The organism is Clostridium sp. YIM B02500, from assembly GCF_022324665.1.
Taxonomy (GTDB): domain Bacteria; phylum Bacillota; class Clostridia; order Clostridiales; family Clostridiaceae; genus Clostridium; species Clostridium beijerinckii.
Map to the genome: position 1 here is coordinate 17,016 of NZ_JAKGTE010000038.1, position 13,904 is coordinate 30,919.

At 28.5% G+C, this 13,904-nt stretch carries 10 protein-coding genes; 2 read left to right on the forward strand and 8 right to left on the reverse strand.

The window, feature by feature from the left end:
* Positions 1-71: 71 nt before the first annotated feature.
* From mutS to lexA, 7 genes are all read right to left on the reverse strand, one after another.
* On the reverse strand, positions 72-2,858 hold the full coding sequence (gene mutS / locus L1S46_RS22530; protein WP_238901032.1) for a DNA mismatch repair protein MutS: 2,787 nt from the start codon (positions 2,856-2,858) through the stop codon (positions 72-74).
* 184 nt (positions 2,859-3,042) lie between these two features.
* Positions 3,043-4,044 (reverse strand): acyltransferase, encoded by a 1,002-nt coding sequence (locus L1S46_RS22535; protein ID WP_238901033.1) that lies wholly within the window; start codon positions 4,042-4,044, stop codon positions 3,043-3,045.
* 48 nt (positions 4,045-4,092) lie between these two features.
* Positions 4,093-4,878: a helix-turn-helix domain-containing protein gene (locus L1S46_RS22540; protein WP_238901034.1), complete on the reverse strand. Its 786-nt coding sequence runs from the start codon at positions 4,876-4,878 to the stop codon at positions 4,093-4,095.
* Between the two features lie 501 nt (positions 4,879-5,379).
* A complete protein-coding gene (locus L1S46_RS22545) occupies positions 5,380-6,840 on the reverse strand; it encodes an NADP-dependent glyceraldehyde-3-phosphate dehydrogenase (protein ID WP_238901035.1) in 1,461 nt (486 codons plus the stop codon).
* Between the two features lie 268 nt (positions 6,841-7,108).
* Complete coding sequence (gene fetB, locus L1S46_RS22550) at positions 7,109-7,888, reverse strand: iron export ABC transporter permease subunit FetB (RefSeq protein WP_012058784.1); 780 nt, start codon at positions 7,886-7,888, stop codon at positions 7,109-7,111.
* Positions 7,881-8,516: an ATP-binding cassette domain-containing protein gene (locus tag L1S46_RS22555; RefSeq protein ID WP_017211592.1), complete on the reverse strand. Its 636-nt coding sequence runs from the start codon at positions 8,514-8,516 to the stop codon at positions 7,881-7,883. The genes fetB and L1S46_RS22555 overlap by 8 nt, the downstream gene beginning before the upstream one ends.
* Before the next feature lie 197 nt (positions 8,517-8,713).
* A complete protein-coding gene (gene lexA, locus L1S46_RS22560) occupies positions 8,714-10,252 on the reverse strand; it encodes a transcriptional repressor LexA (protein ID WP_238901036.1) in 1,539 nt (512 codons plus the stop codon).
* Between the two features lie 253 nt (positions 10,253-10,505).
* On the opposite strand from lexA, the gene L1S46_RS22565 reads away from it, so the two are divergent.
* Together L1S46_RS22565 and L1S46_RS22570 are read left to right on the forward strand one after the other, a co-directional pair.
* Positions 10,506-11,294, forward strand: coding sequence for a Cof-type HAD-IIB family hydrolase (locus L1S46_RS22565; protein ID WP_012058787.1), 789 nt, complete (start codon positions 10,506-10,508; stop codon positions 11,292-11,294).
* A gap of 201 nt (positions 11,295-11,495) precedes the next feature.
* Complete coding sequence (locus tag L1S46_RS22570; protein ID WP_238901037.1) at positions 11,496-12,638, forward strand: DNRLRE domain-containing protein; 1,143 nt, start codon at positions 11,496-11,498, stop codon at positions 12,636-12,638.
* A gap of 203 nt (positions 12,639-12,841) precedes the next feature.
* Here L1S46_RS22570 and rfbB read toward each other — a convergent pair whose 3' ends face one another.
* Positions 12,842-13,891 (reverse strand): dTDP-glucose 4,6-dehydratase, encoded by a 1,050-nt coding sequence (gene rfbB, locus L1S46_RS22575; RefSeq protein WP_238901038.1) that lies wholly within the window; start codon positions 13,889-13,891, stop codon positions 12,842-12,844.
* Positions 13,892-13,904: the final 13 nt, after the last annotated feature.

Here is a 13,904-nt window from a genome sequence, read left to right on the forward strand (position 1 = left end):
TTCCAACTGCATTTAGAATTATTTTAACATAATTGGAACTATTAAACTACTTTAATAGGATTAGAAAGTTTTTATTTTAATTTTTTAGCTTCAGCAACTAACCTATATAGAGTGTTCATGGCTTCCATAGGATTTAAACTTAATATATCCACTTCGCTAACTTCTTTTAGAAATGCCTCTTTTTCTATAAAAGTAAAATCTAATTGCATATTGTTAGAAGAATCCTTATTCTTATGTTTTTTAGATGAATTTTCAGTCTTTTCATCAATTCTATGATCAGCTTTATTACTTTCTGTTTTATCAAAAGGGTCTTTTGCTTCAACTTTTTCTATATATTCACTCTTACTTTCACAGGCTTTTTCAGTAATAGTAACTACATTGTTGCCTCCATTTATATCTACAGCAACCTCATTTTCTATGATTTCAGTGTTTGTTACTTTGTGTATATCAAAATTATTTTCGCCTTCAAGGCCTAGAAGAATTTCTTTTGCTCTATTAATGACATCATCAGGAAGACCAGCAAGTTTTGCAACTTCTATACCATAAGACTCATCCGCACCACCTTCGACTATCTTTCTTAAGAAGATTACGCTATCTTTCATTTTCTTAACAGCTACAGAGTAATTCTTAACACCAGGCAAAACTCCTTCAAGTTTTACTAATTCATGATAGTGTGTTGCAAATAAAGTTTTACATCTTAAATTTTCGTTACCAGTTATGTATTCAATGACAGACCAAGCTATCGAAAGTCCATCATAAGTTGATGTTCCACGCCCTACTTCATCTAATAATACTAGACTTTTAGAAGTTGCATTCTTAAGTATATTTGATACTTCCCACATTTCAACCATAAATGTGGATTTACCACCAGCTAAATCATCAGAAGCTCCAATTCTAGTGAATATCTTATCACAAATTGAAATATTAGCGCTAGAAGCAGGTACGAAAGATCCTATTTGGGCCATTAACGTAATAAGGGCAACCTGTCTCATGTATGTTGACTTACCTGCCATGTTAGGTCCAGTTATTAATAGTAATTCCTTATCACTTTGATTCAAGGTAGTATTGTTGGAAACAAATTCACCTCTTCCAATTACCTTTTCAACAACTGGGTGCCTGCCATCTACTATTTCGATAATTCCATCCTCGTTGATTTCAGGTTTTACATAATCATTTTCAAGAGCGATTAATGCCAAGGTAGAAATACCATCTAGATTAGAAATTATTCTAGCACTTTTTTTTAGTCTTGCAATTTCCTTCTCAATGGAATCTCTTATATCAGTGAATAAAGAATATTCTAAGTTTATAAGCTTCTCTTCTGCGCCAAGAATTTTATCTTCCATAATTTTAAGTTCTTCTGTTATATATCTCTCAGCGTTTGCAAGAGTTTGTTTTCTTACATACCTACCTTCTGGAATAGAATTATAATTTGATTTTGAAATTTCTATGTAATATCCAAATACTTTGTTATAACCTACCTTTAAAGATTTGATCCCGGTAAATTCTCGTTCACGATTTTCCAGAGCTGCAATCCATTCCTTACCATGAAGCTTTGACTGTCTTAATTCATCAACTTCTGAATTATAACCATCTTTAATTATATTTCCTTCTTTTATACTTAAAGAAGGCTCTTCTTTAATGGAAGATTCAAGTAATTCTCTTATGTCTGATAGCTCATCTAAATCTTCATAATATTCCTTTAGCAGTTCTGAATTAGCACTTCCTAAAAGTTCTTTTATAGATGGTAATTTGTCTAATGAAGCTTTAAGAGATAACATATCTTTTGCATTCACATTTTTATTTGAAATTTTACCGACAATTCTTTCTATATCATAAATATCTTTTAAAGAACTTCTTAAATCCTCATTAAAACTAATTGAACTAAATGCTTCGCTAACACCACTTAGTCTTTTTTCTATTTCAGATTTAATAATTAACGGTTCTTCAATCCATTTTCTAATTGTTCTACCACCCATAGATGTAGCACTCTTATCAAGAACCCATAAAAGAGACCCTTTTTTGCTTTTTTCTCTTATACTTTCAGTAAGTTCTAAATTCCTTCTTGAATTTCCGTCGATCGTCATGTAATTAATTATTTCATATTGTTCTAGCAAATTTATATTAGTTAAACTCATTTTTTGAGTTTCATATATGTATTTAAGTAGTACTCTACTTGAAATTTCTCTTTCATTTACTAATCCAGAAACCTCTAAATCCGAAAATTGATCTATAATTTCTTCTTTTGATACGATAAATTCATTAAAGTCTTTCTCTGTAATAAGTGCAGTAGTTATACCCTTTATATCATCTATTAAAGATTGGCTAATGTTTTTATCTACTAAAATTTCTTTAGGTGCAACCTTTGAAATCTCATCTAGTAAGGTTATCTTAATATTATCAAAGGAAGTTGTTTTAAATTCGCCAGTACTTATATCCGAAACTGCTAAACCTATTTTTTCATCGCTTTCATATATGGTCATTAAATATGTATTATCATTTTCTAGAGAACTATTAGCATCTATGAATGTTCCTGGTGTAATTATTTTTACAACACCTCTTTTTACAATTCCTTTTGCTTCCTTTGGATCTTCAAGCTGTTCACATATTGCTACTTTATATCCCTTATTAACAAGTCTTGGTATATATGCTGCTGCTGCATGATGTGGTATTCCACACATAGGAGCTCTTTCCTCAAGACCACAATTTTTTCCTGTAAGAACTAATTCAAGCTCTCGAGATACAGTTATTGCATCATCAAAGAACATTTCGTAAAAATCACCTAATCTATAAAATAGAATACAATCACTGTATTCCTCCTTCGTTTTCATATATTCAACCATCATTGGCGTTAAAGCCATAATTAATTTCCTCCTTTTTATGTAGCTAGGTTACACTATTTATCGACCTAGATTTATATATATTTAATTTAAGGTAATATTTATATAAATTTCATTATACATCTAAAAATCCCTAGAACAATTATAACAATTATCTTAGAGATTTTCATTAATATTTTATTTAAGTGAAAATAGATATAAATATTTATCTTAAAAATATTTTTCTAATTTTAGTTTTTCTTAAAATTGTAATTATTAATGCAGACAATAATAAAGAACAGATAAACCTAAGAAGTGTATTTGCAAAAAGTACTGGTATAAACATTGCAAGCCATATCATAACTATTTGATGAGAACAATATATTCCTAAGCTATATTCCCTACAGGCTTTAGAAACCTTAGTAGAAATATTTTTTGTGGAATTAATTGCCCAAATTAAGATTAAAGGGGCTGCAATTATTGATGATAGATACATATTAGCGTCCTTAGCAATTCCAGTTTTATTTAACACAAAGGTTTCAATTAAAAGTAATATAATTGAAAGTATACTTAGTAATCCTGACTTTTGTATCTTTTCATTTAATTTATATTTGCTAACGATTGCACCTAAAGATACAAAAAGAATTGATTCAGTAATGCCTATTTGTGGAAGCATAAATATTGAAGTATATCCGTTGATTAATGGATTTATCATAGTTTTTTCAAACAACCCATAATAGGTATCTCCAGTTGTCCCAAATAGATATAATACAAATCCAATTATAAACAAGAAAAACAGCTTGTCTCTTTTTAATAATGGGGAAATTATAAAGATAGTAATAATTAGCGAAGATATATACCAAAGGCTTCCTGTGACCCCTGCAAATAATAATCTCTCAATAATTAAAATAGGTGGTGCACTTAAACTGCTTAAGACAAGAGGAAATAACGCTATGATCTCAATAAGCACCCATAAAACATAGATACGTAATAAATGCTTAATAGTTGATTTAGGCTCTTTCTCAGAACCAATTCTATTATATAAAAAGTAACCCGAAACCATAAAGAAAAATGGCACAGCGAGTCTAGCAATACCCATACTAGTAGCAATCCATAAGTCATCATTTACGGATTTAAAAGCCATTGTATGAACTGATACAACTGCAATTGCAAAAACTAAGCGTAATACATCAACCATTCCATAATGAATATCATTTTTTGTTTCCATAACTTAATATTCTCCTTTAAATTATTAATATTTGTATTAGACATATCTTTACTGTTCAACAGATTTTAAATCATCTATTAATCTATTTATTAATTCAGGAGGTAAATTTCGTTTACTACGAAATGTGTCTATATAAAAAAGAAGTTCATTTGTAGTATTTATTATCTGCCGGATTTTATTATTTCTGCTTTTCTTTATTAATACTTTTCCGCCATCTTTTATTGCATTTAAAGCATTTATAAATACGTCTTTAACATATTTATATTTTTCTTCAATTTCCTTTAACTTCATATCATATTGTAATCCCCTGAGGTAAGCTAATTGGGCATAAGCAAAATTTATTTTCGTAGTAAGATAAACTGTTTCAAAATCATCATATATTACATATGCATTCTCTTCATTTCTTATTGAACCAAATACCCTCTCCATTGCAGAATAGGTAGTTATCCATACATCACCAGCTTGTTTTACCTCATTTGTTTGAAATTTACCTCTCTCAATAGCTTTTCTAATAGTTGAACCATCTGACAATCCCCATTTCTTTGCTGCCTCAGATAGTGTCATAACAAATGCTAAACCTTTAGAACTCATATCTTCGTTTACGCTATATAAGGCCTTTATATCTGATTTTTCTAATTGACCATTAAAGAATTTGATTTCATTACCATATTGGTCATACTGAGTTGATAGAACTAATATATTTTGTTTTTTGTACAGTAAATCATAAATATCATCAATTTCTGTGATTAGCTTCTTAAGCTCATTATCTTCTGTATTGTATACTAAAGCAGGATAAAGTCTTCTGTTTTCAGATGTTATTATAGAAATATTCATATGTATCCACTCCATTACTTTTGACACTATCTAGTGACAACTTCATTATATTCTTATAAGATATATATATCAATTTGCATATTAACTTAATAATAGCTTAATATCATTATATATGCGGTTTGCTAATTAGTTTTCATTATTTGGTGATTATTAGCTTTAATTATCTCCTTATATCGTGAAAATTATCTATTATGTCTACTAATAAATAATGTATTATTTATTAGGTGACTTTTTATGGTATTATTAAATCTATGTCTCCTTATAATTTAATTTCTTTTTTATTCTCTTTAGAAACCATAACTTTCTGAATTGATCTTTTCTCTAACTTAATCCATAGAGTTAACTTGAATTGAATATAAATTCATAGAGAATAAAAAAGCATCAAATTCAATTCTTATTGTGTTGAATTTGATGCTTCATTTGTTTTTTTATATATTGTTATTTAAAAAGGATTTAACTAGCTAATTTAAGTTAATATCGTACTTATTTTAGTATAAGATATTATCTAACTAAATTTATTACTGTTGCTTTAGGTCTAGACATAGATTCAATTGAATATCTTATTCCTTGAGTTCCTATTCCAGAAGCTTTAACTCCTAGGAATGGGAAATGGTCTGGACCTCTCTCTGTTTTATTATTTACTTGTACTGTACCTACCTCTAATCTGTCAGCTACATAAAATGCATCATCAATATTTTCTGTAAATACTGCACTTTGAAGTCCGTATTCTGATTTATTCGCTATCTCAATAGCTTCATCTTTATCTTTTACTCTTATTATTGGAAGAACTGGTCCAAAAGGCTCTTCCCATGCAAGCCTCATATCAGTAGTAACATTATCAAAAAGTGTTGGGTATATTAAATTACCTTCTCTATTTCCACCAACAATTAGATCTGCACCTTTATCTTTAGCATCATCTATTAATTCCATAACATAATCAGCCGCTTTAGTACTAATTAATGGTACAATATCTACATCTTTGTCTAATGGATTTCCGACCACAAGTTTATTCATTTTCTCTTTAACTTTAGAAATTAATTCATCAGCAACTTTTTCTAATACTAAAATTCTTTTTACTGCAGTACATCTTTGGCCAGAGTATGAGTAACCACCTGCTACAATATTATTGGCTGCAAGCTCTAAGTCCGCATCTTCTAAAACTATAGCGGCATCTTTTCCACCTAACTCCATTAAAAGTGGTACCATGCTAGTTAGTTTTGAAATTCTAACACCAACGTCTGTACTTCCAGTGAAATTAATAAAGTTTACGCCTTTATGAGTAACTGCGTAATCTCCTATTTCGCTTCCTCTACCTGTGATTGTATTTAATACCCCATTTGGTACTCCTGCTTCTTGAAAAACTTTTGCTAAGTATAAACCACATAGGCTACCTTGAGTAGCAGGCTTTAATACTAATGAGTTTCCTACAATTATTGCAGGCGCTATCTTTGATGCTGATAGGTTTATTGGGTAATTAAATGGAGATATTGCAAGAACTACTCCTAATGGCTCTCTATTTACAACTGAGATTTTATTTCTTTTAAATCCAGGGAAAGTATCGCCTGGTATACTTTCACCAGACATATTCTTAGCTGTATCAGCAGTGAATCTTATAAAATCTGCTGTTCTATGAATTTCAGACTTTGAGCTCTTTCTGTCTTTACCAATTTCTCTGACCATAATATCAACAATTTCATCAGTTCTTTCAACTAAAATATCAGCAGCTTTATATAAAATCTCAGCTCTTTCACTCATTGGAACTTTACTCCATTTTTTTTGGCCCTCTTTTGCAATGCTTAGTACATTATCAACATCTTCCTTTGTCATAGCAGGAACTGTGCCAATTAATGAATTATCAAGTGGCGAATAGATTTCAATTACTTTGTTATCTTTACTACCAACCCATTCACCATTTATTAAATTTTTAAAGTTATTATTTTCGCATTTTATACAATTAAACATTCCTTCACCTCTTTAATACAATTTACTAATTAATATTAATTATCATTTAATAATATAATATACTAATTCTTATATTATATCCAGATAAATTAATAAAATTTAATAATTAATATATTTTTCTTATTGAAAATACAGCTTAGTGTTATAAAGTATGGAATATAAAAAATTACTTCTTATGAATTTTATGAAAAATTTAAGATTAAAATTCATATTAATTAAAACTTTAAGAATATCTAATGCCTTTTGGTATAAAGCCTATAGAAAATAGTTATTTTAACCTGTTATCTTTAGTAAAAAATGTTCTATATCCAAGGGTTACAAACAAGACAGTGGACACAGCGGTACTGCCTAATATAGCAAGCATTATGCCAATTTGATATTTTATTGCAGTGATAGGAAATGTTCCAGAAAGAATCTGTCCTGTCATCATTCCTGGTAGCGATACAATTCCCATAGTTAGCATGTTATTCATAGTTGGAAGTATGGCGCTGTCGAAAGCATTATTAACAATTTGTCTAGTGGCATCAAGTGGGCTTGCACCAAGCATTAACGAATTTTCTATTTCAATTCTTTTATCTTCAAAATCACTACATAGTTTATTTGCACCTAGTGCAATACCTGTCATGCTGTTACCAACAATCATACCTGAAATAGGAATAAAATATTGAGGATTGAACCATGGGCGAACACTAAGAACAACTATTATAAAGAAAGCTGCAGTCAAAAGAGCTCCAAAGGTCATTGAAATAGCAATTATACTTTTTAATTCCTTTGACATTTGAACTTTAACTCTTTTTATTGAATTATAAATTGCAAAAGAAATCATAATTATAATCATAAAAGAAGTTAACCACCAACTTGGATTATTAAATACGAACATGAGAACATAGCCCATTATAGTAAGTTGTATTGTCATTCTAGTTGAAGCAATCAATATTTGTTTTTCTCTTTTGATACCTCGTGATTTAAAAATAATAAGCATTATTAGTACAAAAACATAAGCAATTGAAAGTTGGAAGACTGATAGATTCATTACTGCATTATTCATAATAAGATTTCACAACCTCTCCATTTTCAATCCTAACTATTGAATTGTTATATTTCTGCGCTATTTGCTCTGAATGAGTGATCATTATAAGTTCCTTATTGTTTTCTAATACAAACTTTGAAAAATTATCTATTATAAATTGTTCAGTATCTTTGTCTAGTGCAGCTGAAGGCTCGTCTAACAAATATGTATCAGCATCCATTAACATTACTCTAGCTAGGCATAGTCGCTGTTTCTCTCCTCCAGAAAGGTTACCACATCCATCAGTGAGTTTTTTATTAAGTTCTACTCTTTCAAGAATTTCTTTCATTCTACTCTTTGATGCAGGAAGTTTTTTTGAAAATTCCAATCCAATTTGGAGATTGTCTTCTATATTACCACTGTAAATAACAGGAGTTTGACCTAGCATAACTACATTTCTACGTAATAATATTGTATCAATTTTAGAAATATCTTTATTATTATAAAGTATAACTCCTTCATCGGGTACGTTTAAACGGTTTAACATACGAAGTAAAGTTGTCTTTCCACTACCAGAAGGCCCTACAACACATGTAATTGGTTTATCTATATTCAGAAATTTGATATCTAATATATTTCTAAATTTTATATTTCTAATTTCAAACATATTAATTCACTTCCTCATTATATAGCGTTTGTAATCATTTCTGCACATATCATTCAAATTGATTGATGGCATAAACTTTATTATAGATAAAAAATCGCAGGCGACTGTGGTTAAGTTCCGTATTTTGCTTCGCACTCTTTAAGAATAAAAAAACCTTGTAACAATTATACCAATAATTACAAGGTTTTTCACCAAATCTATGAATTTTTAATAAGTCCAATAGCCACACCTAAAACGTTAAATTGTTGATCCTCTATAATAATTGGCTGATATTTGTCGTTCTCAGGTATAAGAGCAATTTTCCCATCAATAACTTTATAAGTCTTAAGCGTTGCTTCACCTTCAATATCAACAGCAACAATATCCTTAATACGTGGCATATTCTGCTTACTTATTACTACATAATCTCCATCATAAATATTTTTATTTATCATGGAATCACCTTTAACTTTAAGCATAAAAACATCTTTTGAAGTTCTTATCCAATCCTTTGGTAATGAGTAGCTATCCTCAATATATTCATTAATTAAAATTGGATTACCCGCTGCAATCTCATTAAATACAGGAATATTTACTACGTCGTCTACTTTTTCTTCAAAATTGTTATAATCTACATATATTTCATCTACTGATCCTGAATCTTTTATAAATCTATGAGATATATCTCTTTTTAAATCTATGTATTCTATAGACCCTAATGTAAGAGATGAACTTTGTAATAAATTCTTATTAGCCTCATTTTTTTGAATCAACTTATCACTGCTATCTACAAATCCTTCTATCTCTTCAACTTCTATTTCTTTGTAAGATTCATTCAAAGAAATACATTTTCCCTTCATATCATATCCTAAACTAGAAAAGTGGCGTCCCTTTACAAGCCAAGCATTAGGAATTGCAGTTTCAAAAGTATCCATAATAAATGTTATACTTGAATAAGATTTTTCATTATATATTGATTTAACTAATTCTAATTGAACTTTCGTAAGTTGCTGACTATTATCTATAAATATGTGAGTATAATTAATTATTGGAGCTTTTTTTGCTTCATTTAAAGCTAAAAGTTCCATGTCTTGAGCATCTACTTTATTAAGCTTTCTTAAGTTATTAGTATATTCTTCTAAAACTTCAAAGATAGCTTGTCTTTGCTTAGAGTTTCTTCTAAGAATTTTAGATATCTCAACGTTCAAATTATTAATTCTACCAACTCTATTAGCGCTTTGATATTCTTCAAGTTTTAAATAATTACATGATTTAATCCATTTAATCTCGTCTTTTATAAATTCAATATGATCTAAATTTAATATATCCGGCTTTTTCTTTTCGTATCTTTTTGACACTATACGTATTGCATCTTTAAGCTCAGCTTCACGTTCTTCAAAAGATGCCAAAGTAAGATTTATATTATTATTTTTTACATATTTGTTTAAATAATAAGAGACTAAAGAATCTATTGTGCTTATTTCTAATTTATCACTATTATCTTCATCAAAGAAGCTATTTTGATGATATTTTTCACCTTCAATATTTCTATAGACAGAATAAAAATAATCAGAATATTCTTCGTTACAAGCTGCGACAAGTATTTTATCATCCTTAGATATACAATAATTATTAAGTAGTGATGGAATCTTATGTATAAATGCAGTGGTCTTCCCAGACCCTTTTGGACCTTTTATTAATAGATGACCATTTGGCTTATTATTAATTATCTTTTTTTGTTTTTTGCCAAATTCCATATTTCTCCCCTCCTTTTTTCATTGAATTTCACTTTATAAATCGAACATGAATTCTTAATTATTTTGTAATTATACTATACTTAATAGCTGTATGTAAAGTTTAGAGAAGTAACGTAAATTTGTTTGTCGATTATCGAAAAATCTTTAATTAGCTGGTCAAACATTGTATTAATCTTATAAAATAGTTATAATAAACAAAGTAAAATAAGGCAATTTAAATATGGATATACAAACGAAAAAGGAAGGTGACATAATGGAATCCAATATTATATTTTTTGATATTGATGGAACATTATTTAATGAAAAGACTTATACAGTCCCTAACAGTGCTAAGGCAGCTCTAAAAAAAGCACAAGAAAATGGGCATCTAATCTTCATTAATACAGGGAGAACAATTATAGGAATTGATGATTGTGTCAAAGAACTAAATTTTGATGGTTATGTTTGTGGATGTGGAACTTACATAGAATTTAAAAATAAAGAAATACTACATAGAAATCTTGGAATAGATTTATCAAAAGAAATTGTAGCCAAGCTTCGCAAATATAATATCGATGCTATATTAGAAGGTAAGAATGACATTTATTACGATACTAATATACATTCTAAAGAAGTTCTTAGAATCAAAGAACGTCACATAAGGGAAGGATTTTATAAAGGTAAAACTTTTGATGATACTGAAATTAACTTTGATAAATTTGTAATTTGGACTAATGAAAATAGTGATTTTGAAAGCTTTCATAATGAGTTCAAAAGTTTATTTGAATTTATCCATCGTGGTGAAGGCTTTTATGAATTAGTTCCTTTAGGATTCTCTAAAGCATCAGGTATAGAATACTTAATAAATTATTTAGATATTCATCACGAAAACACATATGCTATTGGTGATAGTACAAATGATCTATCTATGCTTAAATATGTAAAAAACAGTATTGCTATGGGAAATAGTACTCCATTATTATTTGACTTAGTATCATTTGTCACAAAGGATATTGAGGATGATGGAATTAAATATGCTTTAAAACACTACAATATTATATAGAAAATTATTTATTTTTAGTTCCTCCTAAAAGAAATGTATAAAATAGCCTGTCGCTAAATATACATAGTAGAAGAAATCTTTTAGGAGGAAAATACTAGGACTTAAAAAATAAATTTATATTGGTATATAAGCAAAAAGCACCTAATAATATAAAATTTCATAGTATAATATGAAACCTTTAAAATTTAAGGAGTAGTAAAAGTGGAAAATTCAATTAAAGCTATTTGCAATACTTCAACATACTTGGATAAATATCATTCGAATACAAACTTTTCAAGTAATGATTCATTACTCGTTGGGTCCATAAACAATAGGTCACTAGGCAATAATCGCTATATTTCTTTATTAAACTTTCAACTATCTGAATTACATCCTAACGCTGTAAAGAAAGCATATTTATATTTGTTTATTCAAGATATTAAACCAGATTATAAGAATTCCTTTAGCTTTGGTATTTTAGGTAATTATAGCAATATAGATATAGCTGCTATTGATTGGTCGAGCTTGCCCAAAAAGGATTATACAAAGTTATTAAATCATATAGTACATGGATATAATATAGGACATTATTTAAAAATTAATGTTACTTCATTAATTAGATCTCTAACAACACATAACGAAAGCTATAATATATTTTTACTTCCTCAAAATCAGGATTCTAATTCAATTATTAAATTATCTTCATTCGAGTCAAAATATCCTCCATATTTAGATATAATAACATATAATACAGATTCGACAAATAATATAGATTTATCGGAAGAACTTAATATTGAAACTTATATTGAAGAACCTGTTGAAGAGAATACTTACGATGATGAGGAGACTGAGACTAATAATTCTGAGGATATTTCTGCATCAAAGGAATCTTCAAATGTTGAAAGAGATAGTGTAAAGGATCAAGAAGATGTTACATTAATTAATCATTTGCTTAATAAAGTTATGGATATCTTAGTAAATCAAGATTTGAAACTAAATTCTCTGAACTCTTACAGTGAATCTTTAGGCCAAGAAATAAACAGCCTATCAAACAAAGTTGCAGATATCGGTGATAAAATATCTTCATTAGGTGAAAATTCTGCTAATTTAAAACAAAATGATATTGAAACGTTAAATATGAATATGTCATCATTAAATAATCAGCTATTGGAATTAAAAGCTCTATTACCTAATTTAAGTGTAAATATTAAGAATCTAAAAGAGACAATTAATGAATTTACTAAGACAGGGAAACTTGATTTTTCTAATTTGAACTCTATAAGCTCTCAATTATTAGAAGTATCGTCAAATTTGAATTCATTAACGAAATTGATTTGTTCCATAAAAGCTGAGCCCGTAAACTAGACTACAATAAAAAATCATTTAATATGTACTGTATAATTAAAGTTCTTGTTCAGGTAATAGTAAAATTATTTAAGCAAGAACTTTAATTATATGCTCTATTATTGATTAACACTTGTCTATCTTTGACAAGGCTTTTTAAAGGTTCTTGCTCAAACATGTGGTCTTCATTAGGAATATAGTTTAGAGCCTTTTTATTAATTATATTATTTATACATGTTTTTATAATATTTTTGATAATCACCAGAGGTTACATTTTTCATCCATTCTTTATTATCTAAATACCACTTTATTGTTTGTTTTATTCCAACTTCAAAAGCAGTTTCTGGGTACCACCCCAATTCTTTTTTTATTTTGTCTGGTGCTATGCCATATCTTCTATCATGTCCTTTTCTATCCTCAACATATTTTATTAAGCTTTCACTTACATTCTTATCTACATTTTCGTTAATATAAGAAATAACGGTTTTAACAATTTGTATATTAGTTCTTTCGTTATGACCACCAATATTATATATCTCTCCTACTCTTCCATTATTAATTACCATATCAATAGCTTTTACATGATCTTCTACAAAAAGCCAGTCTCTTATATTCATTCCATCTCCATAGACAGGAAGCCTCTTATGATTTAAACAATTATTTATTAATAAAGGAATTAACTTTTCTGGAAATTGAAAAGGTCCATAATTATTTGAGCACCTTGTTATATTTATAGGCATTTTGTACGTATCATAATAAGCTTTAACTATCAAATCTGCCCCTGCTTTACTTGAAGAATATGGACTATGAGGATCTAAATGGGTAGTCTCTTTAAAAAAGCCTTTAGAACCTAATGAGCCATAAACTTCATCTGTTGATACTTGAAGAAATTTAACGCCTTCCTCAAATCCTTGTTCATTTTCCCAAGCATTTTTTGCGCAATTGAGGATATTAACAGTACCAAGTATATTTGTTTTCGCAAATACTTCAGGTTCTTTTATACTTCTATCAACATGGGATTCTGCTGCAAAATGGACAACATAATTTATATGATATTTCTTAAAAAGTATTGTAACTAATTCTTTATCACAAATATCTCCTTCAACAAATTCGTATCTTTTATCATTCTCTATTGATTTAAGATTTTCTAAATTCCCTGCATAAGTTAACTTATCTAAATTTATTATATTAATATCTTCGTATTTATTTAGCATATATAAAATAAAATTTGACCCTATAAATCCAGCTCCACCTGTAACTAAATAAGTTTTCATGACTACAACTCCT

Bases quoted from the DNA above. Each gene is read 5' to 3' on its own strand.
- L1S46_RS22540 (WP_238901034.1), bottom strand. From the start codon at position 4,878: ATGAATATTTCTATAATAACATCTGAAAACAGAAGACTTTATCCTGCT.
- mutS (WP_238901032.1), bottom strand. From the start codon at position 2,858: ATGGCTTTAACGCCAATGATGGTTGAATATATGAAAACGAAGGAGGAA.
- L1S46_RS22555 (WP_017211592.1), bottom strand. From the start codon at position 8,516: ATGTTTGAAATTAGAAATATAAAATTTAGAAATATATTAGATATCAAA.
- fetB (WP_012058784.1), bottom strand. From the start codon at position 7,888: ATGAATAATGCAGTAATGAATCTATCAGTCTTCCAACTTTCAATTGCT.
- lexA (WP_238901036.1), bottom strand. From the start codon at position 10,252: ATGGAATTTGGCAAAAAACAAAAAAAGATAATTAATAATAAGCCAAAT.
- L1S46_RS22535 (WP_238901033.1), bottom strand. From the start codon at position 4,044: ATGGAAACAAAAAATGATATTCATTATGGAATGGTTGATGTATTACGC.
- L1S46_RS22545 (WP_238901035.1), bottom strand. From the start codon at position 6,840: ATGTTTAATTGTATAAAATGCGAAAATAATAACTTTAAAAATTTAATA.
- rfbB (WP_238901038.1), bottom strand. From the start codon at position 13,891: ATGAAAACTTATTTAGTTACAGGTGGAGCTGGATTTATAGGGTCAAAT.
- L1S46_RS22565 (WP_012058787.1), top strand. From the start codon at position 10,506: ATGGAATCCAATATTATATTTTTTGATATTGATGGAACATTATTTAAT.